Here is a 22,772-nt window from a genome sequence, read left to right on the forward strand (position 1 = left end):
TCAGTTTGCTGTGTGGCTGTGGTTAGACGGTGCTGGTGCATCAGGAGCCGTGGCGAGCGTGGGTGCGGTTACTGAGCTAGGAGCGTGGGTCAGTAACACTGGCCGGGGCGATCGGCGGGGGCGGGGATGGTCACCGGGGGCGTCTGCGAATCGTCACCCCACCGAACCGGCAATGTGGTGGATCACCCAAGGAGCAAGATCGCATAATCGGTTGATGGGAACAGTGACAGCATTGCGCCGGTACCCGGTGAAATCCATGCTCGGTGAGGCGCTGACGACCGTGCAGGTTACGGAGCAGGGGCTGTCCGGAGACCGGATGTTCGCGGTGCTCGATGAGGCGGGTGCCGTCGGCAGCGCCAAGCATCCGCGCAAGTGGGAGCCACTGCTGCGCTGCCGGAGCTGGCTGACTGTCCCCGGAACGGCCCGGGTGGAGCTGCCTGACGGCTCCGCACTGCGTGCCGGGACCACGGAACTGGACGCGCGACTGTCCGACCTGCTGGGCCGCCAGGTGTCAGTGTCGGACAGTCCGCCGGACCACGGCACCCTTGAGCGCGCGGTTCCTGAGTACGACGGCGGCGTCCCGGACATTCTGCGCGACGGGGCGTCCGTGGACGAGACGGGAGACACTATTACCTCGGGGCGAGTCGCCTCCGGCACCTTTTTCGACTACGGCAAAGTCCACCTCGTCACCACAGCGAGCCTGCGGCGGCTTCGCCAGGCTTACCCCGCCGGGGACTTCGACCCGCGTCGCTTCCGGCCGAACCTGGTGGTCGACGTCGCCGGCGGGCCCGGCTTCCCCGAGGACTCCTGGTTGGGCTCGACGCTGCGGATCGGCGAGGCCCTGTTCCAGGTCACGGTGCCCACGCCCCGCTGCGTGGTCCCGACCTTGAGTCACGACGAACTGCCCGCCGACCCGGGCATCATGCGCGCGGTGGCCCGTGAGCACCGGGTTCCGGTCCTCAGCCTCGGCCGACTGTCCTGTCTCGGCGTATACCTGGACGTACTGGAACCCGGCGCGGTCCAGAGGGGTGATGCGGTGACGATAGGCGCGGGTGGATAGCGGGTCACCCGCCTGCTTTTCGTGATCGTTCATACGGGATGATCTCGGTATGCGTACGGGCGATGGGCTGTTCGAGGTCGAGCCGGTGAAGCATCCGGTGACGGTGGACAAGCGGTTTCGGGCGTTCGACCCGAACCAGGTCCTGCTGCTGCCCCGTCGCTGGACGACTGGCTGCCCCAGGATCACCTCGCCCGGTTCGTCGCCGACCTGGTCGACGAGGTGCTGGACCTGACAGCGATCCGGGCCGATTACATCGAGAAGCGCGGCTACCCGCCCTACGATCCGCGGCTGATGCTGCGTCTGCTGATCTACGGCTACACCACCGGCGTCCGCTCCTCGCGGGCGATCGCGCGCAAGTGCGCCGACGACATAGCGTTCCGCTTCCTGGCCGCCGACCAGGCCCCGGACTTCCGATCCATCTCCCGGTTCCGCCGCCGCCACCTGGACGCCCTCGCCGACCTGCTCACCCAGTCCCTGCACCTGGCGACCAGGCTCGGCATGGTCAAGATGGGCCGCGTCGCCCTGGACGGCACCAAACTCGAAGCCAGCGCCTCCAGACACAAGGCGATGAGCTACGGCCGCCTGATCGACAAGGAAGAGCGGATCGAAGCCGAGATCGCCGTCCTGGAAGCCCAGGCCGCCGGCCTGCTGGCCGCCGCCGAGGCCACCGACACCGCCGAGGACCAGAACTTCGGAGCCGACGGCAAGGACGCCGACCTGCCCGCCGAGCTCGACCGGCGCGAGAAGCGGCTGGCCAAACTGCAGGCCGCCCGCGCGCAGATCGAGGCAGAAGCCGCCGACAAGGCGCGCCGCCACGCCGAGGACAAGGAACGCCGCCGTCAGACGCACTCCGGGGCCGGCGACGAGCAGGCCGTCACCGACGCCGGGGACAAGGCCGCCGCGAAGGCCCGCCCCAAGCCGAAGGCCCAGGCCAACTTCACCGACCCCAACTCGCGGATCATGAAGAACAGCGACGGCCCCTACATCCAGGCCTACAACGCCCAGGCCGTCGTGGACGCCGAACACCAGGTCATCACCGCCGCCGACGTGACGACCAATGCCTCGGACGCGCTGAGCTACACCACGATGCTCGACCAGTCCGCGGCGAACACCAGCATCCACTCCAAGCAGGCCCTGGCCGACGCCGGCTACTGCTCCGAACCTTGGGGCCGCACGAGACCGCCAACTGGCTTGCGGCACCGAAACGTTCATGGCCACCGGCCGCCTGGCCCACGACGAACAGGTCCCACCCGCGCCACGCGGACGCATACCGGCCAGCGCCACGCTGAAGGAACGGATGGCCCGCAAGCTGCGGACCAAGCCCGGCAAGGCCGCCTACAGCCGCCGCAAGGCCATCGTCGAGCCCGTCTTCGGCCAGATTATGACCTGCCACAACGGCCGCCAACTCCTCCTGCGCGGCGAGGACGGCGCCCGCGGCGAGTGGCGGCTGCTGGCCGCCTGCCACAACCTCCGCAAGATCTTCCGAAACGCCGGATCAACCGGACTCGCTGCCCTGGCCGGCTGACCAGCCGGGCCTCCCGTCCCCGCCACGGACCCCTACCGGGCCGAACGCCCGACCGACAGGCCCCCAACCACCGCCACACAGGTGCCAGCAGCGCGACCGCGACCAATCCCACCGATCACGGCCACCAGGCCGCTTACCCGTTACTGGGACACGCTCCTAGGGGCCTGATCTGCTGATTTGTCAGTAGCGGCCGTGGTGATCAGGTCGTATCGTCTGCATTGCGCGTTGTGCATTTCCGGTGATCGTTGGTATGCGGGGGTGCTTGGACGACCCGCCCGCTTTTGGGGCCGAGACATGGCCGGCGGGTGATGGACACCCTGGAGTGAGGTTCCGCAATTACCCGCAATCGCGTTGAAGAACGAGCGGCGCTCTCCGTAGCGTCGAACGACACCGACACCCCAGCAACGGAGGCGGTGCCCATGAGCGCACCCACACCCGCCGGCCCCGATCCGGAAGAACCCGGACTCCAGCTCCCCGACTTCGGCCGGCCTTCCCCCGCACTGCTGGAACGCGCCGATCGCGGCTACGCCCGCTTCCTCGCCTTCCAGGCCCCGGACGACCACACCGGCGACCACGACCAGGACGACCCGAGGCACCGATGAGCAGCACACACGTGGTCCTCCACGACCCCGAAGGACGCCTCGAAGCGGAACTCCCCCTGGACCGGGAGCTCCACAAGGGTCTGGTCAAAGCCGTGCTGGGATGGACCGGCGACCCCGGCCTGCCGCCTGCGGACCTCCAGCAGATCACGCTGCTGCTCACCGGCTCCGCCCGCGCCATCGCCGCCGACGTCCGCCGCGCCGCGGACCTGCTGCCCCAAGACCACGCAGCCCGCGTCCTCGCCGACGTCGTCCTCGAGGAAGCCGACCGACGACTGTCCGTCCCAGTGGAGGGCACCGCGCGCTGCACCCGGCGCCACGCCCGGCTCGTACGCGCCCTGTACGAACGCCTGGACCGCCTCGTCAGCGCCGCCCCCAAGCCAGCCAAGACCCCCTGAGACGGCCTACCGCGAAGGAGCTGATCGCCGCATGGTGACCCTGCGCGCCCTGTGCCCCGACGACGCCACTGCCCTCACCCGCGTCTACAGCGGTGCCTCCGTCCGGCACACCACCGGCAAGCCCCTCACGCTCGACCAGGCCCACGAGAAGATCCGCGCAGCCCTCGCCCGAGCCGCCGAAACCCCGCGTGCACAGTGGAGCTGGGGCATCCTCACCGCAGACGAGATGATCGGCCTGATCTCCCTGCGGCGACGAACCCCGTCCACGGGCACCATCAGCTACATCCTCCGCGAGGACACCTGCCTGGGGCCACGGCTACGCCACCCACGCCGCCCACCAGGTCGTCTCCGTCGCCTTCACCACCGCCGGCCTCAACCGGCTGGAGGCCATGCACCACCCCGATTACCCCGCCTCCGGCCGCGTCCTGGCCAAAGCCGGGTTCACCCGCGTCGGCACATCCGACCGGCACACCGAGACCGGAACCGTCCCCTACGAGCTGTACGCCTTGGAGACTGGCGACACCTGAACCAACGCAACACATGGAAAAGGGGGAGCGGGCCTCTGCATAACCGCAGGCCAGGAAGCACTTCTACGGTGGTGAGTGGCCGGTGTTCCCCTCTTCTACCTGGTCTCCCTGCTGTGGGGGTGGATGTGGATGGATGATGGCGGGCGTGGTCTCGAGGAAGCGGGGCGGCCCTGCGTTGGCCCTTCTTTCCGGCCCGTCGCAGGCTCCGGAGGGCCAAGCCGACGTGGCTGCTCCCTCGCTGGCCACCACCCGCAGAACGAGTGGTGGCGGAGCTCACCAGACTCGACTCTGCAGGGCTCAACTACTAGGTTGGGAACTACAGTTCGATTTAATTGGTTACGGGAAGCGCTCGAAAGCCTTTGATTACCGGCTCCGCGGCCCGGTACACCCGCCTTGAAGGCATCGTTAGGCACTGCACACCATCACGCCCCCTTTCGTCGGCGGTGTGGATACCGCACATGGCATCAGGAGGAGATCAGTGAGCGACCGCAGCTCAATCGAATGGACCGAAGCGACCTGGAATCCCACCACCGGCTGCGACCGTGTCTCCTCCGGTTGCGACAACTGCTACGCCCTCACCTTGGCGAAGCGGTTGAAGGCTATGGGGGCAGCGAAGTACCAGAATGACGGTGACCCTCGCACCTCCGGCCCTGGCTTCGACGTCACTCTGCACCCCGACGCCCTCGATGTTCCCTATGGCTGGAAGAGTCCCCGGGTGGTCTTCGTGAACTCCATGTCCGACCTCTTCCACGCTCGGGTCCCCCTGGACTTCGTGCGCCAGGTCTTCCAGGTCATGGCCGATACTCCGCAGCACACCTATCAGGTTCTGACTAAGCGAGCCCGTCGCCTACGCCAGGTAGCGCCCAAGCTGGAGTGGCCGACCAATCTATGGATGGGCGTCTCCATCGAGACCGAGAAGGAGCTGGCGCGCGTCGATGACCTGCGCGAGGTACCTGCCGCGGTCAGGTTCCTGTCCTGCGAGCCCTTGCTCGGCCCCTTGCCCGGGCTCAACCTTGAAGGCATCCACTGGGTCATCGCAGGCGGCGAGTCCGGCCCCCGCCACCGCCCTTTGGACGAGGCATGGGTCACCGGCATCCGGGACACGTGCCAGGAAGCGGGCGTCGCCTTCTTCTTCAAGCAGTGGGGCGGCCACACCCCCAAGGCCGGGGGTCGTACCCTCGCCGACCGAACCTGGGACGAGATGCCCCAGCCCGTCACCGTCTGAGCATCCCAAGGTGGCACCACCGCATTTCAGGCATTAGATCCCCAAGGTAAGCAAATGAAGTACAAATCTGTCGCCTGCCCCCCAGACTGAGCCCATCCAAAGCGGAAGTGCCACGGTACGCAGGGGGCGGATCGACATGAGTGCATATGACGAGGTGTACGAGGAAGACGCCGTACTCGACCTCAGCGGCGAAAGCCTTGGCGAGGAGGGCGTCGCCAGCAGCAGCCCCTTCTTCGTCAGCAAGAAAGCCGCTGCTGTCCTCAAGCACGAGATCCTCAGCCGGTACGTAGTGCCCTTCGCGAGCAAGGTCGGCACCTACGCACCCGACGGCCGCGTCGTCTACCTCGACAGCTACGCCGGCCCCGGGCGCTACGAAGACGGAACTGCTGGCTCACCAGCCCTCATCCTCGAAGCCGCCGCGCGAGTCGCCGGCTTCCGCCAGCTCGACTGCTACTTCGTCGAGCGAGGCCGCAAGAGCTACCGATCCCTCTCCCAGCTCGTCGCCGAAGCACAAGGCCAAGGGCTGACCGCCCAAGCCCTCCAGGGCCGCGCCGAGAAGCACCTCGGATCCGTCCTCGAACGAGCCGCGGGCTCCCCGCTCTTTGCCTTCCTCGACCCCTTCGGCCTGGGACTGGGCTTCGACGCCCTGACGCAGGACATTTTCGGCTCACGTGCCCAACAGGGACTCACCGGGCGTCACGCCACCGAAGTCCTGCTGAACTTCAACGCCAACGCCGTACGCAGGATCGGCGGCCTCCTGACCAGCACCAAGCAGAACCCGCGTAAACCGGCAACGCTGAACGCCATGGACGCTGCCTGTGGAGGCGGCTGGTGGCGCCAGGAATTCCTCGACTCAGCCGACAACCAAGAAGCCGTGGAACGCATCACCAACGGCTTCGTGGACCGCGTGAGCCAAGAGATCGGATCCGGAGCCTGGACCATCGAGGTCCGCAACCGGGCACACCACCAAGTCGCCTACAACCTAGTGCTCTTCACCCGTCACAACGACGGCATGTGGCTCTTCGGAGAAGCCGCCAGCCTCGCCCAGGTCGAATGGCGCCGCGCCCAGCTTGCTCCCGCAGAGAACGGCATGCTCTGGAACCCGGTCGACGCCTTCGACGATGAAGAAGCCTCCCGAGCACGGGGATGGGTTCACACGATCCGCGAAAACATCATGGAACTGCTCGAAACGAAAGACGATTTTCTTGTCGATAACCACCAAGAACAACTCATGGCTGGAGTTGCCGGTGAAGCGCGCGAAATGCACATCAGGGCAGCAGTCAAAGAGCTGTACAAGGAAGGAAAGACCCGGTGCAACGGAGTAGGTAGAGTCCGCATGCTTCGTGTCACCAGGCCGTAGCCGAAGACTGCGGGTTGCGACAGTGCGCGCTGGCCTGTTCCGGGCCCCTCCTGGCGGACATTAGGGGCGGCCACTGAGGGGAAGCGTGCTCGCCGCGTACGAGCCTTTTACGAACGGCTGGGCCGCCTCACCGAACCCGTTCCGGCCGCCACGTAGTTCGAGGGGAAGCGTCCCAAGGTCCCAGGCCCTACACGTACGCCAGTGCGATGCTGCAGCTCACACCCCCACGGCATCGCACCCACCTGCGGGCAGGTCCTCAGGGGTTCAGGGCGGTGGCCCTGAGTAGTGAAAGACCCGGGCCGCTTTGAGACACGGCATCCTCCACTGCCCTGCGGCCAGCTCACTGCCCGGTAGAGGTGACCGAGGTGTCAGTAGGACAGGGCAGACTAGACGCCGTGACGACCTCCGACGTTCGGGGCCTGGAGCAGCTTGAGCACGCCGTCCTGGACGACACTGCCTCTCTCGCCTCTGCCCTCCGGCAGTGCCTACTGCTGGCCGGCTATGCCCACCATGAGGAACTGCGCGCCTGGGCGCTGAAGGAACTGGAGGGGTACCAGGCGGCCGACGAGCTGCCCTCACACCGGAAAGTGCCGGCGGCGCTGGAAGTGGAGATCACTCTCCACCTGCCGGGCCAGATCGTCCAGGGCAACACCCGGCGGATCAGCGTGATCCAACTTCCCCCGAGCGCTCGTGAGCGCGGCATCGGGGAGAGCGCACCGATCCGGCAAGGAATTCGGGAACTCGAAGGGCTGGTCGCCATCAGCGACAGGATGATCCGTCTCAGCCCACCCGGATCAGCCGAGTACGTCCTGCAAATGACGCAGTGGCAGCAGGAGCACGGCAACGAGTCCACCGAATTCACGGCTCTGAACTGGGCGATCGCCAAACCGAGCATCGAGAGCGTCCTTGATCACGTCAGAACCCGTCTGACCCAATTCGTTGCGGAAGTGAGGGCAACTATGCCCGCCGGCCAGCAGAACCCCAACCCCAACCAGATCGATTCGGCCGCGCAGCAGGCCCTCAACATCAGGGGAGGGGACAACTCCACCTTCCATATCACCGCGCCGAACGCGAAGGCGGACCGCGGCGGCACCGCGAGCGCCAACGTCAACGAGCCCGCGCCCGCAACTCCTCAGCCATGGTGGCACCGAACGTCGGTCATCTGGACCGCCGTCGCAGCGGTGGCGACGATCGCCGGCGTCATCGTCACCGTGATCGTGGCGAAGTGAGACTCCGCCGAAGCCGCCTGGATCGACTGGAGAACGACGTCCTCAACGAGGGCCGCCCGCTCGCCCCAATCCTGCGCCAGGTGATCGCTCTGGGCGGGCATGCTCACTCTGAACCGCTGCGCACCTGGGCACTGCGAGAGCTCCAGGGCTACGAGGGAACGGACGTGCCGATCCCCGACTACCGGAGGATCGCCGCGCCCTTGGTGATGGACGGCATCACGGGGATGTTCCAGTTCCACGAGCAGCCGGTCAGCATGTTTGACCTGCCGGACTTTGCCCAGGAGAGCCTGGGTGACGTACTGCGCCTCGGACAGGGGGTCGGTCAAATCGAGTCTCTCATCGCCCGGCAGCCAGGGCGGGCAGTGCAGCTCGCCCCAACCATGGCTGCTGAAGTAGCCGTCTTCATGAGCCAGAACTCTTCCCGTCAGGTGCTTAGGCTCTACTGGGCTGTCCATCCGTCGGCCATGGAGGGAGTCCTGGACCAAGTCCGTACCCGGCTGGTTCAACTGGTCGGGGAACTGCGGGCTGCCATGACACACGGCCAGCAGGACCCGACACCGGATCAAGTCGCGCAAGCACTTCAGAACATCAACATCGTCACAGGGGACAATTCCTCCGTGACCGTCACCGCGCCCGTTGCAGTCGCCCACCGACGTGGATCAGCACGTGCCGAGATCGACGGAGCCACGCAGCGAACCTTTGCGTTGAGGCTGGTCGTGTGGACCGCTTTGGTCACCCTGGTGACGGCAGCGGCGGTGACCGCCCGGGTCGTTTAGTTCTGAATCAGCACGAGCGGCCGTGGGACTACGTCCTATGCGGTGACGGGCCCGTCCTGGGGCACCGACCATTCCAGTCCGAGGTCGGCGAGCGTGGCGATGTCCAGGGGCGGTTTTTCTGATCAGTGGGTGGTGGGCTGGTCTGGGCTGATCAGTTTGGTGTGGGTGGCGATAGTGTGCCGGGTCGGGCTCTCTCCGCTTGGTGATGGGGGACCGGGTTTCAGTTCTCTGAGCTGAGCTGCTGTTTCATCAGGTGGAGCGGGTGCTGGTCAGGTGTGGTCATGTTCCGGGTGTGTTGATCAGATTCGTTGAGTGCTGGTATGTGGTCATCCAGTACAGGGCGGTGTCGATGTCGCGGGCGGTCCAGTTGCGGATGGGGTCTGGAGCGGCGGTCAGGAGCTGGCCGATCGCTTCTATGTAGCGGCTGTAGCGGCCGGGTGCGTGGCTGAGGGGGATGCCGAGGGTGCGCAGTCCGTTGTGGGCTCGGCGGTCGTAGACGGCCATGCGGTCCGGTGCGGCCGCTGTGAGGACGGCGGAGGCGAGGGCGTCACCAGTACGGAAACCGGGTAGTGAGGCCAGGGCTGCTCGGCCGGCTTGCGCTGCCGAGCGGCGGCTGAGAGAGGTGTCCCGGGCGGCGGCCGCGGCCGCGGCGGTTGCGCGGCGTACGTCAGCGTCCGCGAGCGCCATGAGTTCAGAGGCCCAGGGCGTATCGGCCCTGAGCCGTTTCCACATCAGCAGTGCTCCGATGTCGGCTTTGCCGATGCTTCCGCTGGTGCACGCACGGCGTGTCACTTCCTGCAGGGTCTCGTCGTAGTAAGGGCTGACGGTCTCGGTGTAGGCCTGGTGGGCGGCGGCGAGGCGCTGCCATCGACCGGGTGCGAGGGCGAGTGGTTGGTCTGTCACGGCTTGCTGCTCCGTCTTGTCTGGAGGGATGAGGCAGGTGGTGGTCAGCCGCTGACTGGGGGGTTGCCGCAGTGTTCCCGGTGTGCTTGGAGGATGCGTGCCGGGTGTTCGTTCTGGGGGTTGTCGGGGTCTGCTGCTGGGGTGGCGAGGAGTGGGCCGAGGCGGCTGTGCAGCGTGTCGAGGCCGATGAGCGCGTCAAGGCTATGCAGGGTGTCGCTGTCGATGACGGGGAACGGTGGCCGGTCGGGCGGGAGGAGCACGGCGAGGACGCCAGCCTCACCCTCCACGAGCGCGCCGGGTTCCGCGTCATCGGCCGTCGTGAGCGCATCGGCCGCCATCACCGCCACTGGCGCGCCCTCGTCCTCCTGGAACGCCGCAGCCCTACCGTCACCTGACGCGCAGCACGGCTCCCGGCACATCTGGCCCCTTCGGCGTGGCGTCCGGGGCTCACCGGTACGGCGGGCCGGTGAGCCGGTCAGCCCGGGACGGCGGTGCCGTCTTCGGGGGTGCGGTTCCATGCCTGCCGGTAGAGCTGAAGTTCGTCGTCGGGGAGGTCCAGGTGGCCTTCGACGCGGATGCTAGTGGTGTCCCACGGTGAGTTCCCGCCGCGGCGGGGGGTGAGCAGGACACCGAGCGTGGCGGTCTGCTCAGCCAGACCGGTACGCGTGGTGACCTCGTGATGCCGCAGCAGCACGTAAGCCTGAAAAGCGGCTTTGACGCGGGAGTCGAGAAGGGTGGCCGCTCCGAAGATGAGCTGGCGGGTGTCGTCCTCGTGGAGCATGCGCCGAAAACGCCATTTGCAGTGTTCCTCGGGAACCTCGGGTACGTCGCGGAGCATGTCGGCGAGCAGGTGACCCCATTCGGTGCGGGCGCCGACGGGCAGCCGGTCGAGGTCGTGCAGGAGAGCGAAACGGTTGGCTTCGGTCAGCGGGGGGTTCAGGGGGCTGAGGGCGATGTCCTCGAACAGCAGGCGGATCATGAGGTGGGCGTGGGTGCCGTCGTCCCCGGCCGGGGCCTGAGGCAGCAGCGGGGTGGAGTAGGCAACGCCTCCGGGGCCCACGAGTTCCGTGTCGAACTGCGCCGGCGAGGCGTCGGCGTCTGCGGCGGCGAACTCGTAGTAGCGCACCGGTTCCTCGCCGAGTGGGACGGGGGGCTCCTTCGCGGCGCGGAAGAGGTAGTCCAGCACTGCAGTGGTGGAGCGCAGCTGGTCGAAGAGGAAGTCCCAGTCGCGGCGGGTCAGCGCGATCCCGGGCATGCCGATCTCCTGCCAGGTGACCACCGTGCCCGCGGGGGCACCGGGGTGGTCGAGCAGGAACACGGCTATCCACTCGTAGGCGTTGCCGTCGACGTTCAGGATCCGATCACGGCCGTTGACCATGTCGGCTGGCATCATCCGCAGTTGCCGGACGGTCCCTTTCGCCTGGCTCATCGCCTTGGTGGCCACCTTCGTGATCCAGGCGGCTTCTGCGGTGTCGTCCTTGGGCGCGATGGTGCGGGCCTTGACCTGCACGACCGCACCTCGATGGCCGGCCAGCAGCAGGCGGTCACCGAGTTCGCGGAGGCCTGATCCTTTCTGGGCGTGGGCGGCCTGGCGGAAGACGAAGTCGGGCAGACCCCAGGCCGCCGCGGCATGATGGGCCGCCTGTTCCGCCGCAGGGCCGTGCTCGACGCCCGGGGCCAGAGGCAGCGCCGGCGGGACACGGCGGGTGTAGACCCCGGCCGGAGTGTCGACGACGAGCGTCAGCGCGGCGGCATCGTCCTTGTCGATGAAGCGCCACAAGGCAGAAGGTGATGGGGTCATGGGCGCCATTAGACGCGACCGGCCGCCCCGGGCGCCCAGGTTTTCCGCGGCATCACTCCCGTGCGTCTTCTTCCAGCACGACTCCGCCGGACCAATCCCGAGAACCCCGGCACAGACCACCGCGAACCTAACCGCCCTCGCCACCGACAAGCGTGAGGCCGATGTCACGGCCTATGCCCTCGCCGCCGACCTGCTCGCCGACATGGGCGCCCACCAGCCCTACCTGCTGACCCCCGAGGGCGACAGCCAGTTGGACCGTCTCGACGGCCACCACGACAGTCTTACCGGCTGGTAGACAGATAGGCCTCGGGCATGAAGCCAGCGTAAAAGGCTGCTCCTTATCGTCTATGCGGGTGCTGGTGATTGGCTGCCGCTGTCAGGGTCGGTGGGTGGTAGTGCTCCTGGTGGCGGGTCGGGTGGTGGCTGGGGAGTAGTGGCGAGGGCTGTGGCTTGGCGGTAGTTGATGATGGCTTGGATTCTTTTTTCGGGGTCTGTTATCTGGTCGAGTGTGGCTGCGAATTTCTCATCGACGAGTGTTCCTTTTCGTTGTCGTGAGTGTTCGAGGATCAGGCTGGTGAGGGGGACGGCGAGGTATGCCGCGATGACGATCACTCCGACGGCCCACCAGGGTGCGCCGCCCAGGGCGCCGGCGAGGACGGCGGGGAGCCCGGCCAGAAGGCCGGAGACAGGGGCGAGGGAGGACGAGTTCATCGCGTGGATGCCCTTCCAGCACGTGACGGCTGGGCCGCCTCATGCCTGAACGAGCCGTGCGTGGACGGCTGGGACGGGGAGAGGCGGCACTGGTGTGCCGTGGTGTCAGGGCATGCCGAGGACCGGCGCCGCCGTAGGGCGGGCCGGTGGTGTTTTACGGCAGACCTGTCAGCCCCTTGGGAGACCGGTGCACTGGTCCCGCAGGGTGTTTTAAAGGCTTTGTTCGGCGGTTTTAGCGGAGGTTTTCTTCGGCTTTTTGGGCAGGGTGGGCTATATAGCGTTCGTAACAAAAAGAATGCTGATAAAGCCCTTAAGCCGGTTCATTAACCTTTTCCGCGCCGCCTTTTCTTCTGCTCTTCGGCCTCGTGCATCCTCGTGCGGGCACGCCAGACCTGCCCACCAGTATCGGTCATCACGCCGCCGTCTGAGACCTTTTCGGGCAGATTACGTCCGAAGTTCTTGCCGACCCAGGCTGGTTGAGGGCCAACCGACCTGAGTCGGAAGGTGCCGGTGCTGACCGGAGGGGGGAGTTCAGACGTTGACGAGTTCGGCTGTGGTGAGGAGGTGTTGTTGGTGGGGGTGGAGGAGTAGCCAACCGCGGTGCTGTTGCTGGACCCATTGGCGGGTTGCCGGGTGGCGGGGGTGGGTGCGGGTGTGGTGGTAGGCGCGTTGCCACAGGGTCGGCCAGGGAGGGTTCCACCAGGGGTCGATCGTGGCGAGTGCTTGCTGAGTGGGGGAGGGGCTGCTGCGCTTCTTCGCGAGTTCGCGCTGTCGGTTGAGCCATTCCCCGAGAGGGAAGCCGTCGTGGACGGTCTTGATCGGCGGGCAGAGGTGGCCGTGCTGGCCAGCCCAGGCACGGGCGTGCAGGAGGGCTTCGGCGTGGGGGCGGGGGCTGAGCGGCCACTGCCTGGCAGTCTGAGCGGTGATGCCGAGGGCGTTCAACAGGTGCTGCTGGTCGGGGTGGAGCAGGTCGTACTGCAGGCACGCCCGGGTGATCCAGCTGCCCAGGACGGTGCTCGGTGCAGGGATGCGGGCGACGGGATCGAACGGTTCGCCTGCTTCGACGTGGTTGCGAGCGCGGTAGTAGTTGCGCTGCCAGTGCAGGTCCCACGGCGGGTTCCACCACGGGTCGATCACGGCAAGCTCGGTCAGGTGGGATGAGGGCGGCAGCCCTGCGCGGGCGCGTTGTTTGGCGCGGTTGCGTTGGCTGAACAGCCACCACCCCAGCGGATACCCGTCGTACCGGGTATCGCGGGGGGCTGCGAGGTGCCCGTGTTCGGCTGCGTAGGCACGGGCGTGTGCCAGGGCTGCCTCGAAGCCCGGCCTCAGGTCGGGGCGGTGCCCCAGGCGGCTGCGGAGCTCGCGGGGACGCTTCGGTTCGGCGGTACGCCGTGCACGACGCGGACCGGTGGTAGTCGCGGGATCTGCAGCCCTTCTGACGGGGCCTGCCCTGCCTTCCACGTCCGGAGCCGGGGTCTCAGCCGATGTCTTCGAGGCCGTACGTGCATGTTCCCTGGCCGTGCGGGCTACCTCGGTGGTGATGCCGAAGTCGGTGAGGAGTTGCCGCTGTTCGGGATGGAGCTCGTCGTACTTGGAGCACTGGCGCCACAACCAGTCGGCCGCACCAGAGTTATCGAGGTCATTGAAGCCGTTCTCGGCCTGGAGTAGGCGGCCGGCTGCGGCGTTGCGGGCGCGGTAGTAGTGACGCTGCCACGTCAGGTGCCAAGGCGGGTTCCACCAGGGATCGATGTCCTTGAGGGCCTGAGCCCGGTCGGCGGGCATGGTCCGGCGGTTGGAGCGCCGGTGATTGCGCTGGTTGGCCAGCCACTGGCCGAGCGGATAGTCGTTGTGCACGGCCGTGTGGGTGACGACGGCGAGGTTGCCGTGGACGTCTGCGAACGCGCGGGCATGCGCCAGCCCCACCTGGAAGCGTTCCGCGTAGCTGCGCCGTCGGGGGCGGGCGGCGGCCGCCCCCGCGGCGTCGATGCCGATCTGGGAGAGGAGGCGCTGTTGTTCGGGGTGCAGGCCGGAGTAGCGGGTGCACTGCAGGTACAGCCACTCGCCGAGGCTGTAGTAAGTGGTAGGAAACCCGCGGGCGGGCTGGAGCGAGCCGTGGGCTTCGGCGTGATCGCGAGCCTGGTGCCAGGTGCGCTGCCACAGCGTGCTCCATGGCGCGTTCCACCACGGGTACAGCGTGTTGAGGGCGGCGGCTTGGTGGGTGGGCATGCGGGTGTGGCGGGTGCGCAGGTTGGCGATCCATTGACCCAGTGGGTAGCCGTTGGGGACGTCTTCCTTCGGCACAGCCAGATGACCGTGCCGCTGGTGGTAGGCGTGGGCCTGGGCCAGGCCTACCTGGAAGGCTTGCTCGGCTTGGAGACTGTGGCCGCGCAGCCGCTTGGCGGGTTCCGGTGCAGGCGGGGTGTCGCCGGCGGCGTGCGGGTGGGGGAGGAGGTCGCTGAGGGGGCGGGGCCGGTGGGCCGAGTGCACCTTCCACATCGTGTGCTGCGCTGTGGGGGTTGGGGCGGCGTGGGTGCGTATGCAGGAGTGGGCCCAGGTGAACAGCGGCCCGTGGGTGACGGTGGCGAGGTGGCGGGGCAGCCACGGCCTTCCGAGCTGGTCGGCGAGCTCGGCCAGCAGCCCGGGTAGTTCGCCCAGCCGGTAGGGCAGATGGCCGCCCGATTCGGTGATCGTGCGTTCCTGCAAGGGATGGCCGGCCAGCAGGCCTGCGAGGGCGACGGTCTCGGGGTATGTGATCAGGTCACGGGCGGCTACCTTCCACCAGCCGGGATCGGCATCTTTCGGCCGCGTGACCTCAAGACGAGCTGGCCAACGCTGTTCCTTGCTGGGCCAGGGCTGCTCCCACCAGGCGCCGGTGATGGCGCGGGCGACCTCGAAGGCCTGCGCTGCGGCAGGGGAGCGGTGCAGCAGCCGGACATGCTGCCGCTGTGCCTCGATCACTTCCGGGCAGCCGCCCAGGGGCACAGGCAGCCCGCTGGTGTGAGGCAGGTACAGGAGCCAGTAGCGGTGGCGCGCGCACACACGTTCCTCGGGTGCCAGGTACCGGCATGCGGGGACGTCTCGTCCGGTGCGGGCGGCGGTGCATGCGGGGCAGGCCGGCCCCCATGCGGCGACGACCTCCTCCCCGCGCATCAGCCGCCCGACCGGGCCGTTCCCGTACTTTCCGCTCGGCTCTTCCCTCGTCCATGCGGGCAGCGCCTGCTCGAGCACGTGCTGCGGAACGTGGCAGTGTGCGGAAACGCGTGCGCGGGCCTGGGCGTTGAGGTGGATTTCGCTGTCCGGGTACAGCATCCCGGTGAGGTTCTGCTGGCCGCCGACGTCGGTGACGGCAGCGAGCACGTCACGGATGCCGAGGTGGTACCGGGCGGCGATCCTGGTCAGGAACGACAGCGTCAGCTCCCCGCTCAGCGGAGCGATGCGTCCTGCCGCGCCGCCGCTCATGGTGGGCACGATCCCGCCGGATGCTGCCCGTTCGCGTCCGGCTCGCCTGCCCCGGGGCAGGCGAGCGGGTGTGGGCGTGCTGGACCGGTGCGCCATTGCGGATGCCCTACTGCTTCCGTCGTGCGGGCCGGGCCGGCCGGGCCTGGGTTTCGGCGGCTGCGTCGAGTTCGACCTCCGCGAGCAGTTGCTTGGTGATCCGTTCGGTGCCTTCGGTGAGGGCGATCAGGGCGGCTTCGCGGATGAGGTGGGAGAGGCTGCCGATCCGCCCTGCGGTGCGGGCATGGAGGTAGGCGGCGTGCTTGACCAGGGTTCCGGTCCGGTGCGCGCGCAGCCGCAGCAGGTCTTCCATGGCCCGTACGAGGTCGTTCCAGACAGCCCGGTCCTGTTCGGTCGCGTACGCCAGCGGGCGGTGGCGGAAGATCTTGAAGCGGCCGGCGATCTGCGCGCCGCGTACTCCGCTGAGCAGGGATGAGGTCTCGATGTCGATCGCGGAGTAGACGAAGGTGGCCGGGATGCGTTCGCCGAGGTACTTGAGCTGGTCGGAGGTTTCCGCGCCGGCGCGCCGCTGGGTGTCGAGGAGGTGGACGTCGTCGATGAGGACCAACTGGGTGCCCAGCTCGCACAGAAGGTCGCACACGGCGCTGGTGATCTGGGTCTGGTTGAGGCGGTCGGTGATGGGCATGCCGAGGAACCGGGCGAATTCGCTGACGAGCATCTTCGGGGTGGCGGCGGGCGGCACGCTGATGAACAGCACGGGCCTGCGCTCGGCCCGTCCGGGGTGCTGGCGCTGGTCGGCGAGGTGGAAGGAACGTCCGAGCGCCATCATCGTGGTGGTCTTCCCGGTGGTGGCCGGACCGGAGATGATCAGGCCGCGCCGGGCGCCCGCCTGCTGGCGGCGGTTGACCAGCAGCAGCCGTCGCACGGTGGTGAAGACGCTGTCCATGGCCGGTGTGCGCATGACAGCGAGTTCGGAGTGGTAGTCCTCGCGCTCCGTCTGGGACCAGACGGGATCGTCGGCCTCCCGGGCGGAGGCCGGCACCTGGTGGACGAAGGCGTCCCAGCCCTGCCATACGGTCGGAGGGCCCAGGGGCACGAACCCCGCGCTGTCCTCGGAGAAGGTACTCACCAGCGCAGCGACTCCTCAAAGGGGTCGTAGACCGTGACGGAGGAATCTCGCGCCGGACCTGCTTGGCCCTCGTTGTCCCCGGCCCCGACCCCGGCCAGGCCCTCGGCGCCGGCGGGCCCCGGCGGCTGGTACTCACCCGCGGCGTCGGCTTCCCCCGCCTCCGTCTCTGCGTCTTCGGCGAAGGCCTCCTCGCCGTGGTCGAAGCCGTCGTCCTCGTCGGGCCCATCGGCTGCTGTCTGCGGCTGCTGGCCGTACAGGATTCCCCACACCGCACCGCCCTCGTTCGCGGCGCCGTGGGCGCGGGCCCGGGCGGCGACGACCTTGTCCCGGCGGCTGCCGTGTCCGGCGGCGGCGCGTTCCAGGAGCTCGCGCAGGGCGAGGGCCAGGTCGTGTTCGTGCTGGACGCGGCTGCCACGCTGGGTGACGGTGCTCCTGACGTGCTGCCAGGTGAAGTCGGTGAACGGGGCGCTGACCAGGGTGCGGTGGATCCACGGCACGGCCTCCCACCCGTACCCCCGCGGGCGGCCGGGTTTGGGCAGGCGCACCCATACCTCGTCGGGCGCGTGCGGGTTGTAGTGGATCTCCCACAGGCCGTCCGCCGCCAGCGAGGCTTCGCCACGGTAGGGGTTGAGGGTCTTGTGGTCGTAGGTGCGGATGCCGTAATCGTTGATCTTCTGCCGTTTGACGGGCATCAGCTCGATGTAGTCCTCGCGCCCCAGCGGGACCGGGACGTATCCGCACACGGCGACCAGTGCCGCCCACATCTCGTTCGGCGACAGAGCGCGGCGGGGCATCATCGGGTGCCGCAGGCCGTCGTGCTCGCGCGCCTGCCACCCGCAGATGATCCACTCCTGCAGCAGGTCGTCCAGCTGGGCGAGCGTCCATACCGCCTCGCCTTCGGTGTCCCGGCCCCGCTCGCCGGTGTGGGAACCCGTGTAGCCGGCCACGTGCTGGGCGAACAGCGTGTTGATCGAGGAGAACGTGCGCTCCACATGCCCTTTGGCCGGCCCGTTGCCCGGCGGCGCCGGCTGCAGGGAAATGCCCAGCGACCCGCAGGCGGCGACGAACGAGGACGAGACGAACACGCTGCCCTGATCGACCACGACGGTCTGCGGGGTGATGACCGGCCGTGCCGCGGCTCCTTCCAGGCGGGCGTCCACGCTCAGCAGCCGCTCGTACGGGATCACTGAACGTTCCATCGCCAGCGCCTGGGGCCATGCAGGCCGCATCGGCGCGGGGACCATCATCTGCGCCAGCAGCTGCGCCGCGTCCACGCTGCGGGTTCCCTTCGGGCGCAGCACGGCCGCGCAGATGCTGCGGGTCGCCACATCCAGCGCGATGGTCAGCTCGGGCCGTTCCACCACCCCGTCGTCGAGTACCACGAAGGCATCCAGCAGGGTGCTGTCCATCATCACCAGCTCGCCCGGCGCCATCACCGTCGTGGGAACGAACGGGGGAGCCGGGCGCGCCGAGCGCCAGCGGCGCTGCCGCGCACTGCCCAGCAGCCCGCGCCCGTCGGCCAGGGCGTGCACGAGGCGGTTGAACGTCGCAGGTGACGGCAGCGGCACCGACCCGTCGCCGTGCTGCTCGGCCAGCAGCCGCTCGGTATACACCCGAAGCCGCCCCAGCGTTCCGCTGGAGCGTTCCTGCCCGGCCTCCAGCACCTCGAGCAGGGCGGCCACCACCCGCTCATCCGCCCGCCCCAGCGCCGACCGGGGCCGGGCGGCCCGCTGATCCACCAGTCCCCACACCCCGTCGCTGCGGTAGCGGGCCCGCATCCGCCGCACCGTCACCGCGCTGGTGGGCATCCCTGCCGCCGACAGCTCCGCCGCCTTCGCCTCCTCCCGCTGCGCCAGCGTCCGCGCATCCGGGTCGTACGCATCCCGCGGAGGGCCAGCCGCAGCGGATCCGCCCGGGCGCCCCGTCTCCACCTCCCGCACGTGCCGCTCCCACGCCAACGCCCGCTCCCGCACCGGCGCGGGCAGCGACTTCAGCAAGCCCAGCGGCGGCACCCGGCGGGCGGCGGGTGCCGCCGCAACTCCGAACCCCTCGTCGGCGAACAACAGCGACAACAGCAGCGCCGCCATCTCTCCGTTCTCGGCGATCAGCCGCACCTGGCCGCCATGGAGGGCGGCTACCGTCCAGGTCCGCCCCTCGAACCGCACCCGGGACCCCACCTCGACCACCGGACCGCCGGGCCCCCGGCCCCGTGCCCCCATCACGCCGCCTGCGCCCATACCGGCATCCGCTCATGCATCGGAGCGCCCAGATCGGCGGACAGCTGCCCCGCCCACAGAGCATGGAACAGCGCGGGAAGGACCACCATCGGATCCCCGGTCTGGCGCACGCCCTCCCACAGGGGCGTACGGCCGGCGAACGACTCCCGCAATGCCGCGGCCAGCTGCTGTCCTCCGTGGTAGCGCGGATGCCGGTACCCGGACAGCCAGGTCACGTTGCGCCGGTAGACCGGATCGACCGGCCCCAGCACCCAGTACCGCCAGCCCACCGCCGCACACACCTCGCCGGCCGCCGCCGCGAGGGACCGCTGACGCTGAGAAAGCCCCCCTGCGGCGGTGCAGTCCGCCAAGACCCCCTGGCCGTCGGCTAGCCGGAGCATCACCTGCGGGAGATACGTACGCACTCCGCCCGGCGCACGCCACCGCAGTTCCAGTGGCCGGCCGGCCAGACCTTGGACGCGTGGATCGCGATCGAGCAGCATCAGATGCAGCCGCATAGCCCCCGACCCGTAGTGCACGAGCCGCCCAGTGGTCGCCGACCACCACCATCCCGGCGCCGTGCGCTTGCCCTTGCGGACGGGAAACGGACTCAGCGGCGGACACTGCTCGAAGGCCACTTCGGCGGCCGCCGCCGACCACGGCGAACACTGCATCGTCCCGCCCGCAGCCAAGAACCGTACGTCCACAGCTCCGACATCAGCCGGCCCGGCCCTTGCCGCATCCCATCCCGCTTTCGCGTTCCGCACACAGAGCCAAACGAATGATCGGCTCATCCGGTAATGGGCATAACAAGCCAACGGGAAAACGCCTGCCGCAGTTCCGGACCCGCCGGTCCTGCGGGGGCGTCCCTTGACCCGCAGCCGCTGTCAGCCGCGCTCAGTCTGCTCTGCGGCCCAGTCGAGCCCGAGGCCGGCCAACGCGGTGAGTTTGTCGGTGGTGAGCTTCCCGCGCCTGCTCTTGCTGTTGCTCAAAAACACCCCTAGCCGAACATCGGTGCCATCCTCCAGCCGTTCTGTGTGCCCCCGTGGGACGATCAGGTGCCCTTCCCGTGCCTTGTTACTGGGCCAGGGCCGCTACGCCCTTCTCGAAGGCGCTCACGGGCGCCGTAGACTGCTTCGCGGGTACCTCCGGGGCCGGGGCGGCCGGTGTGATGCCGATTTGCTCCAGGCGCTCGCGCTGCCCGTCGGACAGGGCCGCCCACACCTCGGGTTTCCGCTGCTTGGCCAGCCATCTCCCGATGTCCATACCGTGCACCGTGACGCCCGGTTCGACGTAGGCGAGGATGGTCTCCTCGGCGAGCATCTCCCGCACCACGGCGTAGTGCCGTTGCCACTCCGGCGGCCAGGACGGGTTCCAGCCCTCGTCGATCTCCTTCAACGCGGCTTCCCACTCCGGCTTGTCGGCGAGCGCACCCGGGCGGCGCAGGTTGGACAGCCACTGCCCGATCGGCCGGTCCAGCATCGTCGCAGTCCTCGGCGCGCACAGTGTCCAGTGCTGCTCGTAGTACGCCTTCGCGGCCTCCAGGTTCTCCTGGAACCGCTCATCGGCCACCGACCACACCATGCCGAGCCGCTCCAGCCGCTGCGCGCGCTGCCCGCTCATCTCCCCGGCCCCGTACGCTCGCCGCTGCTCCGCCACCCACTGCCCAAGAGGCGTCGCACCCTCCCGGTGTCCATAGGGCACGCGGGCGTGGCCCTCGCGCTCGACGAACTGCTTGAGCTTCGCCCAGCCTCGAGCCCAGTCCTGCTTCTCGGTGTCGATCACGTTGAAGGACACCCAGTCCGCGACCATCACGGGATCACGCGGCGCGGCAAAACGCAGCAGTAGACGGGATTCGTTCTCGCCTTCCTCGGGCGGCGGTCCAATGTACTTGGACGGCTGCGCGATGTCCTTCTGCGGCTCCTGAGGGATCGCCAGCAATTCCACGGCCTCCTCATCGTGAGCCCGCAGGCCCTCCAGCACCTTCACCAAGGGCCGGTATGACCCGGAGGTGAACATGTCCTCCGGCTTCTCTCCGGGCTGAAGGAATACCGGCACGATCAGTGAGGCAAGCTTTCCCTCTCCCGGCTTTTGACGGAGGGCCCGGCCGATGGCCTGGACGATGTCGTGCGGAGCGCCCTTGGGGTCCAAAAGGGCAACACTGTCCACCGCTCTGAGATCAACACCTTCTCCCAAAACGCGACAATTCGAAAGTACCGCCCGCTGCGCGGTAGTGCCGAAGCCGCCCAGGACCTCCCGCCGGCGCTCCGGGACGTGCTCGCCGCACAGCCAGTCCGCCCAGATCTTCGCCGGGTACTTCTCGGGCCGGTCGGCGTGCAGCTTCACCCCAACGCGCTGAAGGCCCTCGGCGTACGCCTGTGCCTCTATCGTCCGGTGATGGAAGGTGATGCAGGTCTGGAGCCCGTGCTGCGCCATCGTGTGCAAGAGCGCGGCCTGGAGCGCCCCGAGGCGCTGTCCGCGAACCTCTTCGGTGTGCCGTTCCTCGCCCATCAGCCGCTCGGGCGAGACGACCGGGTCCTGTAGCTCCAGGACGATGATCTGGTACCGCGCCAACAGGCCCCGGGAGACGGCAGATGCGAGAGAGAGCTTGTACAGGACGGGCCCGAAGACCTTCTCGTCATCCATGGACGCCGCCAGCTCACGAGGCAGCGGATCCCGCACCCCTTCGGCAACCTCCCGACTCAGCCGCTCCTCCCAGATCCGCGGTGTGGCCGTCAGGTACAGCCGCCGGGAGGCCGGGATGACGGTCTGGTCGTGGATGTTGGCCCACGCCTTACCCATCGAGCCACTTGTCCTGTGGGCCTCATCAACCACCGCGAGGTCTACTCGATCAAGCTTCTGACCATAGACACCCCCGAAAGCCTCCGCCAGAACACCCAAAGACGCGTAGGTGGCGTAGATGGTCACGGCCCCGGAGCCATGCCATAGCGCGAGCTGAATGGGGTTGGTGGTGGAGCGCACCTTCATGCTCCACAGCTCCGGATCGTCCTGGAGCGAACACACGGCAACCGCCGGCCCCTTGTGCCCGGCGTCGTGCCACGCCTTCACCGTCTGCGCCAGCAGATCCAGCGTCGGCACCAGCACGAGAATGCGCCCCCTGGGCACAAGCCGCTTCGCTGACGCTGCGGCAATAATCGTCTTCCCAGTGCCACACGCGGCGTGCACCTGCCCGCGCAGACCTTTCCAGGGAACACCGCCCGGCGGGACATCGAAGCCACGCACAATGGCGGCAATGGCTTCGACCTGATGGTCACGCAGTTTCACGGCCATGCCCCATATTCTCCTTTTGCGGAAAGCGGCACGTAATAAGAATGGAAGGCCCCGACGCGATGGTGTGGCCCGGGGTGGTGGCGCCTGGGCCCAAACACTACACAGGCACTACTCGTGATGCATCACCCGCACGCCAACTTTCACCCCCAGGGTGATACATTGCCGAATCTTACCCCCAATGCGACCGGTTGCCCTGTATGCTTATGGGGCATTAGTGAGTGTAACCGGGCAGTTTCGAGGGAGTGGTCAGGGTGGAGCGCAGCGGAACCCGCCATTACGGCGAGGCCGGCCCCCGATCAGGCCGACAGCCCGTCACATCCGTTGCGAGAGGGTAGTCAGGAAACCCAAGCCCTACACAGGCCCGCACACGATGCACCTCCCCTTGCTGCCAGCCCAGGCGACCGCGCTTGCGCGGGTGCCCGCAATGAGCGCTTGCGCGAATTGCATTCCCTTCCGGAATTCCGTTTACGGAATTCCATTCCAGCGCTTGCGCTGGAATTCGAATTGCGCTTGCGCAATTCATTTCACTATGTCCCGGCTTGCCGGGACATAGCCCGCTCCGCGGG

General features: G+C 68.1%; 15 protein-coding genes and 5 pseudogenes. 13 read left to right on the forward strand and 7 right to left on the reverse strand.

Features of this window, described 5'->3' with window-relative positions:
• Positions 1-214 precede the first annotated feature (214 nt).
• From ACIOEW_RS39130 to ACIOEW_RS39180, 11 genes and pseudogenes are all read left to right on the forward strand, one after another.
• Entirely contained in the window at positions 215-1,060 is an 846-nt protein-coding gene (locus tag ACIOEW_RS39130; RefSeq protein ID WP_401970149.1) for an MOSC domain-containing protein, read from the forward strand.
• A gap of 67 nt (positions 1,061-1,127) precedes the next feature.
• Positions 1,128-2,585, forward strand: a pseudogene (locus ACIOEW_RS39135) (IS1182 family transposase).
• A 419-nt stretch (positions 2,586-3,004) separates the two neighbouring features.
• A complete protein-coding gene (locus ACIOEW_RS39140) occupies positions 3,005-3,187 on the forward strand; it encodes a hypothetical protein (protein ID WP_401970151.1) in 183 nt (60 codons plus the stop codon).
• Positions 3,184-3,582: a DUF6415 family natural product biosynthesis protein gene (locus ACIOEW_RS39145; RefSeq protein ID WP_401970153.1), complete on the forward strand. Its 399-nt coding sequence runs from the start codon at positions 3,184-3,186 to the stop codon at positions 3,580-3,582. The genes ACIOEW_RS39140 and ACIOEW_RS39145 overlap by 4 nt, the downstream gene beginning before the upstream one ends.
• Positions 3,583-3,613: 31 nt before the next feature.
• Positions 3,614-3,790: pseudogene (locus ACIOEW_RS39150) on the forward strand (N-acetyltransferase); the annotation flags it as partial.
• Positions 3,791-3,914: 124 nt separating this feature from the next.
• A pseudogene (locus tag ACIOEW_RS39155) lies at positions 3,915-3,968 on the forward strand (hypothetical protein); the annotation flags it as partial.
• A gap of 3 nt (positions 3,969-3,971) precedes the next feature.
• Complete coding sequence (locus ACIOEW_RS39160) at positions 3,972-4,109, forward strand: hypothetical protein (RefSeq protein WP_401970185.1); 138 nt, start codon at positions 3,972-3,974, stop codon at positions 4,107-4,109.
• Positions 4,110-4,587: 478 nt separating this feature from the next.
• Complete coding sequence (locus ACIOEW_RS39165) at positions 4,588-5,334, forward strand: DUF5131 family protein (protein ID WP_401970155.1); 747 nt, start codon at positions 4,588-4,590, stop codon at positions 5,332-5,334.
• A gap of 136 nt (positions 5,335-5,470) precedes the next feature.
• Positions 5,471-6,694: a three-Cys-motif partner protein TcmP gene (gene tcmP / locus ACIOEW_RS39170; protein WP_401970158.1), complete on the forward strand. Its 1,224-nt coding sequence runs from the start codon at positions 5,471-5,473 to the stop codon at positions 6,692-6,694.
• A gap of 365 nt (positions 6,695-7,059) precedes the next feature.
• Positions 7,060-7,923 (forward strand): hypothetical protein, encoded by an 864-nt coding sequence (locus ACIOEW_RS39175; RefSeq protein ID WP_401970160.1) that lies wholly within the window; start codon positions 7,060-7,062, stop codon positions 7,921-7,923.
• Entirely contained in the window at positions 7,920-8,699 is a 780-nt protein-coding gene (locus ACIOEW_RS39180; RefSeq protein WP_401970163.1) for a hypothetical protein, read from the forward strand. The genes ACIOEW_RS39175 and ACIOEW_RS39180 overlap by 4 nt, the downstream gene beginning before the upstream one ends.
• Before the next feature lie 279 nt (positions 8,700-8,978).
• Here ACIOEW_RS39180 and ACIOEW_RS39185 read toward each other — a convergent pair whose 3' ends face one another.
• On the reverse strand, positions 8,979-9,602 hold the full coding sequence (locus tag ACIOEW_RS39185) for a hypothetical protein (protein WP_401970165.1): 624 nt from the start codon (positions 9,600-9,602) through the stop codon (positions 8,979-8,981).
• A gap of 269 nt (positions 9,603-9,871) precedes the next feature.
• Here ACIOEW_RS39185 and ACIOEW_RS39190 point away from each other — a divergent pair.
• Positions 9,872-9,997: pseudogene (locus ACIOEW_RS39190) on the forward strand (N-acetyltransferase); the annotation flags it as partial.
• A gap of 80 nt (positions 9,998-10,077) precedes the next feature.
• Here ACIOEW_RS39190 and ACIOEW_RS39195 read toward each other — a convergent pair.
• Complete coding sequence (locus ACIOEW_RS39195) at positions 10,078-11,403, reverse strand: hypothetical protein (RefSeq protein WP_401970167.1); 1,326 nt, start codon at positions 11,401-11,403, stop codon at positions 10,078-10,080.
• Between ACIOEW_RS39195 and ACIOEW_RS39200 the strand changes: the two genes are divergently transcribed.
• Positions 11,402-11,698, forward strand: a complete 297-nt coding sequence (locus tag ACIOEW_RS39200) for a hypothetical protein (protein ID WP_401970170.1) — start codon at positions 11,402-11,404, stop codon at positions 11,696-11,698. The genes ACIOEW_RS39195 and ACIOEW_RS39200 overlap by 2 nt on opposite strands.
• A gap of 947 nt (positions 11,699-12,645) precedes the next feature.
• Here ACIOEW_RS39200 and ACIOEW_RS39205 read toward each other — a convergent pair.
• From ACIOEW_RS39205 to ACIOEW_RS39225, 5 genes and pseudogenes are all read right to left on the reverse strand, one after another.
• Positions 12,646-15,573, reverse strand: a complete 2,928-nt coding sequence (locus ACIOEW_RS39205; RefSeq protein WP_401970173.1) for a helicase associated domain-containing protein — start codon at positions 15,571-15,573, stop codon at positions 12,646-12,648.
• Positions 15,574-15,679: 106 nt separating this feature from the next.
• Positions 15,680-16,702 carry a TniB family NTP-binding protein gene (locus ACIOEW_RS39210; RefSeq protein ID WP_401970183.1) on the reverse strand — a complete coding sequence of 341 codons (1,023 nt, stop codon included), beginning with the start codon at positions 16,700-16,702 and terminating at the stop codon, positions 15,680-15,682.
• Complete coding sequence (locus ACIOEW_RS39215) at positions 16,696-18,936, reverse strand: transposase (RefSeq protein WP_401970175.1); 2,241 nt, start codon at positions 18,934-18,936, stop codon at positions 16,696-16,698. Before ACIOEW_RS39215 ends, ACIOEW_RS39210 begins: the two co-directional genes overlap by 7 nt.
• A complete protein-coding gene (locus ACIOEW_RS39220; protein ID WP_401970177.1) occupies positions 18,918-19,622 on the reverse strand; it encodes a TnsA-like heteromeric transposase endonuclease subunit in 705 nt (234 codons plus the stop codon). The genes ACIOEW_RS39215 and ACIOEW_RS39220 overlap by 19 nt, the downstream gene beginning before the upstream one ends.
• Positions 19,623-19,802: 180 nt before the next feature.
• Positions 19,803-22,206: pseudogene (locus ACIOEW_RS39225) on the reverse strand (Helicase associated domain protein).
• Positions 22,207-22,772: the final 566 nt, after the last annotated feature.

Source organism: Streptomyces sp. NPDC087901 (genome assembly GCF_044742205.1).
GTDB lineage: Bacteria > Actinomycetota > Actinomycetes > Streptomycetales > Streptomycetaceae > Streptomyces.

What these genes read in the sequence shown, in the direction of transcription:
- ACIOEW_RS39130 (WP_401970149.1), top strand. Translation starts at nt 215, where the DNA reads ATGGGAACAGTGACAGCATTGCGCCGGTACCCGGTGAAATCCATGCTC.
- ACIOEW_RS39140 (WP_401970151.1), top strand. Translation starts at nt 3,005, where the DNA reads ATGAGCGCACCCACACCCGCCGGCCCCGATCCGGAAGAACCCGGACTC.
- ACIOEW_RS39145 (WP_401970153.1), top strand. Translation starts at nt 3,184, where the DNA reads ATGAGCAGCACACACGTGGTCCTCCACGACCCCGAAGGACGCCTCGAA.
- ACIOEW_RS39160 (WP_401970185.1), top strand. Translation starts at nt 3,972, where the DNA reads ATGCACCACCCCGATTACCCCGCCTCCGGCCGCGTCCTGGCCAAAGCC.
- tcmP (WP_401970158.1), top strand. Translation starts at nt 5,471, where the DNA reads ATGAGTGCATATGACGAGGTGTACGAGGAAGACGCCGTACTCGACCTC.
- ACIOEW_RS39200 (WP_401970170.1), top strand. Translation starts at nt 11,402, where the DNA reads ATGGGCGCCATTAGACGCGACCGGCCGCCCCGGGCGCCCAGGTTTTCC.
- ACIOEW_RS39195 (WP_401970167.1), bottom strand. Translation starts at nt 11,403, where the DNA reads ATGACCCCATCACCTTCTGCCTTGTGGCGCTTCATCGACAAGGACGAT.
- ACIOEW_RS39205 (WP_401970173.1), bottom strand. Translation starts at nt 15,573, where the DNA reads ATGAGCGGCGGCGCGGCAGGACGCATCGCTCCGCTGAGCGGGGAGCTG.
- ACIOEW_RS39215 (WP_401970175.1), bottom strand. Translation starts at nt 18,936, where the DNA reads ATGGGCGCAGGCGGCGTGATGGGGGCACGGGGCCGGGGGCCCGGCGGT.